This window comes from Sphingopyxis sp. (assembly GCF_050725615.1).
Lineage (GTDB): Bacteria > Pseudomonadota > Alphaproteobacteria > Sphingomonadales > Sphingomonadaceae > Sphingopyxis.
Genome location: NZ_JBOHHU010000153.1, coordinates 1 through 3,971 on the forward strand (window position 1 = coordinate 1; position 3,971 = coordinate 3,971).

6 protein-coding genes are annotated in these 3,971 nt (G+C 67.4%); 1 reads left to right on the forward strand and 5 read right to left on the reverse strand.

What is annotated here, in order from left to right; all coding sequences use genetic code 11:
• Positions 1 to 833: hypothetical protein (locus ACREB7_RS20645; protein ID WP_431594132.1), on the forward strand; the 833-nt coding region annotated here is incomplete at its 5' end.
• Here ACREB7_RS20645 and ACREB7_RS20650 read toward each other — a convergent pair.
• From ACREB7_RS20650 to ACREB7_RS20670, 5 genes are all read right to left on the reverse strand, one after another.
• Positions 834 to 1,853 carry a nucleotidyltransferase domain-containing protein gene (locus ACREB7_RS20650; protein ID WP_431594133.1) on the reverse strand — a complete coding sequence of 340 codons (1,020 nt, stop codon included), beginning with the start codon at positions 1,851 to 1,853 and terminating at the stop codon, positions 834 to 836.
• The gene (locus tag ACREB7_RS20655; RefSeq protein WP_431594134.1) at positions 1,850 to 2,728 is read right to left on the reverse strand and encodes an HprK-related kinase A; all 879 of its coding nucleotides are present in this window, start codon (positions 2,726 to 2,728) and stop codon (positions 1,850 to 1,852) included. The genes ACREB7_RS20650 and ACREB7_RS20655 overlap by 4 nt, the downstream gene beginning before the upstream one ends.
• On the reverse strand, positions 2,725 to 3,006 hold the full coding sequence (locus tag ACREB7_RS20660; protein WP_431594135.1) for an HPr-rel-A system PqqD family peptide chaperone: 282 nt from the start codon (positions 3,004 to 3,006) through the stop codon (positions 2,725 to 2,727). Before ACREB7_RS20660 ends, ACREB7_RS20655 begins: the two co-directional genes overlap by 4 nt.
• Positions 2,999 to 3,445, reverse strand: a complete 447-nt coding sequence (locus tag ACREB7_RS20665) for a MarR family winged helix-turn-helix transcriptional regulator (protein WP_431594136.1) — start codon at positions 3,443 to 3,445, stop codon at positions 2,999 to 3,001. The genes ACREB7_RS20660 and ACREB7_RS20665 overlap by 8 nt, the downstream gene beginning before the upstream one ends.
• A gap of 56 nt (positions 3,446 to 3,501) precedes the next feature.
• The coding region (locus tag ACREB7_RS20670; protein WP_431594137.1) for a TonB-dependent receptor domain-containing protein at positions 3,502 to 3,971 on the reverse strand (470 nt) is incomplete at its 5' end.

Genomic DNA, 3,971 nt, shown 5'->3' on the forward strand with positions numbered 1-3,971 from the left:
CACTCGGCGAAGCATCGCCCGCCTTTGCCGCCGGATCTATCCTCGGCGCCACCGCCCTGCTTTGCACGATCCTCTATTTCGCGTGGTTGCGCGGGGCATCGGCATGGAAAGCCGTCGCCTGCTTTGCCGGAATATTGGTCGTGGTGACGCTTGGTACGATGTTCAAGCTGGGACAGGCCACGCTCGACGCTCGGCAGGATGCGACCACCCTTGCCGAGATGCGCTTCGATGCCGATGGCAATCCGATATTGCCCGCCGACGCGGCGGCGCGTGGTCCGATGTCGAAGATTCTCGCCAAGATCGCCGACGACACGACCGCGCTGAACAAGGACTATATGGCGCGACTGGAAGCCGCCGGCGTTTACGCCCTGTTCGACGCAGAGCGTCTGCGGGCCAATCCCGCGATCCTGAAAAATTGCGACGCGATCGCCGCGATCGGGCCCCATGTTGCCGATTTCAAACGCCGACATCTCCAGATCATGGACAATGCGCCGCGTGAAATTGCCAGAACCGACATGCCGAACGACCTCAAGGAGGCGGCGATGGCGGGCATGAAGGAGTCGCTGGTGCGCGCCAGATCGGATTCCGAAAATGTCTGGGAAAGACATGCCGGGCAGATCGACGAAGCGTTCGCCGTCTGCCGGATTCTGGCGCGTCGCACCTGGGAAGCGCAGGGGTCGAGCTTCGCCTTTCATTCCCGGCGCGATATGGACGAGTTCAATCGGCACAATGATCGCGTCAACCAGTTGGCGGCCGAGCAGCAGGCGATCATCGACGCGAGCCACGCCCGGCTGCGGCAAACGCAGGATACGATCAAGCAGAAGCTGAACTGATCAGCCGCCACCCTTGCGCCACTTGGTCCACAAATGGCGCGCCAGCATCGGCGGCGGCATGCGCAGCCAGTGCGAGCGGATGTAGAAGGCCTGCCGGAGCAGCGGATCGGTCGCGCGACCCCAATCGTCGCGCGCGAGCAGGCGGCGCTGGTATCGCTCATCGCCCGGGCGGTCGCTGTTCCAGCCCGACGGCAGTTTCGTTCCGAACAGGTCGCGCGCCAGCCGCGCAGCGCGGTGGACGACGCGCGCCAGCCCGTGCATCGCGGCGCGCTCATCGAGCTTGCCCCAGAAGCCGCGATCGGCGGCGACGAATTCGGACGTCAGCGCATGGAAATCCCACAGGTTGCGCAGGCCGCCCTGCAGGTCGCCGTCGGCGATCAGATGCGCGGCGCAATGGCACGCCATGTCGGTGGGGCACAGGACGGCAAAACCGCGCTCGGTCGGCACCGCGTCGCCGACCAGCGCCAGCGCGTCGGGGGTGATCCGGTGGGTGCGCGGCAGGATCGTGTGGTGGACGTCGATCATCCGGTCGCGCGCCTTGTGAATCAGCGGCGGCAGCTCGTGCATATGCTGGCGGTAATAGGCGTCGTCATAGGCGTCCTCTTTCACCCATTCCCACCCCGCGACCAGCAGCGCGTTTTCGGCGCGCGCCAGGTCATGCCAGGGGACGAGGATGTCGAGGTCGCCGATCTGCCGCCCCGCCGAACAGGCGAGCCCTGCGGCGGCATAGGCGGTGCCCTTGAGCAGCACGAATTCGATACCGTGCGGGGCGAGCGCGCGGCGCGCCATTTCGGCTTCCCAAAGCGACTGCGTCGTCGCGACGGCGGCGGCGGCGCGCATATCGGTGAAGAGCGATGCGACGCTCAAAGGCAGCTCGACATCGCCGACGATCGGCGCGAGCGTCGCGAGCAGCGCCTCGGCCCGCGCAACGCCGATCACGCCATCCCATTCGCGCGGACGCAATGTCGCGGCCTCGCGGCGGCCGGCGAGCAGCTCGACGAGGGTCTCGACCGCGCTCATCGCAGCGCCTCGGCCCAAAGCTGTTCGACGATCGTGATGCCGCTCGCGCTGTCGGGATAGGAAATGGTGAAGGCCGGGGTTTCGCGCACCAGCCGGGTCAGCGCCGCAAACCCCGCTTCGCCGAGCGCGACATAGTTGGTCGACGCCTCGGTCAGCCGGACAAAGGCCTCGCCTTCGCCGATGCGGGTGATCGCAGGTGGGCCCCCATATTGCGGAAAGAGCAGCAGCGCGGGGCGCACGGGTTCGTGCATCGCGGCGATCGCCTCGGCGCGCGGAATCAGGTGGCGGATATCGCCCTTGGGCGTGCCCGCGAGCAGCGGACCGAGCCGGTCGGGGCCAACGCGCGCGGCGACTTCGGCAATCGCGTCGTTCTTCAGGCTGACCGCACGCGGAAAAGCGAGCGCGTCGCCGCTGGCGGGATCGATCAGTGTGAATTCATCGCCCATCAGCCGCCAGTCGGTCCCGCCCTCCTTCTCGCCGAGCAGCGCCGCGAGGGTCGATTTCCCCGACCCCGACTCGCCCGACAGGATCACCGCCCGGCCATGCTTCGCGACCGCGCTCGCGTGGAGCAGCAAATGCCGCCGCCACCCCAGCGCGACCTGCAGATTCATCCCCATCTCGGCGGCGAGCAATCCCATCGACAGCGGCAACGGCAGCGCGTCGGGGACGATATAATCGCCGCCGATATGCACCGACGGCCGCAGCCAGCGCCGCCAGGGCCGCGCCGCGAACAGGCGCACGGTGGCATCGGCGGGGCGCCGGTCGTCCTGGGGATAGCTGGCGTAGAGCCGGTTCAGCGCCGCGATCGGCGCCGCCCAGTCGCTGCCGATGCGAAACTGGACCGGGCCGACGGCGATGCGTGTGCCATGCCTCACGCGCGCTCCACCAGTCCCATCGCCGCCAATTCCTCAAGCCGCTCGGTCAGGATCGCCGCCGCATCGCCCGCGCCGTCGAGCTCGAAGCGATCGGCGAGCCGCGCGGCGAGCGCCGCAACAGGACAAGGCCCGTCCGCCAGCGCCGCGAGGATTTCGGGCATCGGCTGGGTGACCAGGTGCGTCTGCATCGACCGGCGGTCAAAGATCGCGGTGAGGTCGCCCAGCGGTTCGACGCGCAGCGCCCCCTCCTCCGCCACGCGATAGTGCGGATCAGCCATAATCTTCGGCGGCGGCGGTCAGCTTGGCGAGGATCGCGAGCAGGGTCGCGCGCTCGGCTGCGGTGATATTCGTCTCCAGCCGCGCCTCGCTGGCGAGCGCCGCGGGCACGATCGCATCATAGAGTTCGCGTCCCGTTCCGGTCAGTTCGAGGTGGTGCGAACGGCCGTCGGCCTCATGCGCCTGGCGCGCGATCAGCTGGCGGTCATAAAGGGCTTTCGCCGCGCGGTTGACGGTCACCTTGTCCATCCGCGTCGCCTCGACCAGTTCGCGCTGGGTCTTGGGCTTGCCCTCGCCGAGCACCGCCATCAGCCGCCATTCGGGAATCTTGAGCCCGAAACGGTTCTGATATTCGGCGGCGATCCGTTCCGACAGCGCGTTCGATGCGATCGACAGGCGATAGGGCAGGAAATTGTCGAGGTTCAGTTTTTTGGCGACCATGCAGCTATCCTTATCGAACTTCGTCCGGCTGTGAAGGCCGCAAACGCGCGACAATCCTAGAATGTAACGCGCGCGCCCATCCACAAAGTGCGCGGCGTCGCGCGTTCGACGATTCCCGCCGAAGAGATCGCGGCGGGGACCAGTTCGTCGAACAGGTTCTCGCCGCGCGCCTCGATGCTGATCGCGCCCGAAACGCGCCACGACAGCCCGGCATCGAGGGTCAGCGCGTCGCCGAGGACCTGTAACCCCAGATCATCCTCATTCTGTTTACCGACATAGCGCAAGGTCGCGAAGCCGCCGAGCGGACCACCCCCATTGTCGCGGACCGACACACTGCCGCCATGCTTCGCGATCTGCGCGGGGCGGCGGCCGTCGAGCCTTGTCGCGACCCCCGATGCATCGACCTTCGCGTCGGTGAAGGCATAGGTCGCGCGCAGGGTCGCGGGGCCGATCCGTTGCTCAGCGCTGACCTCGATCCCCTTGCTGTCGATCGCGTCGAGATTGCGGCGCTGGTTGAGGTTCGGCG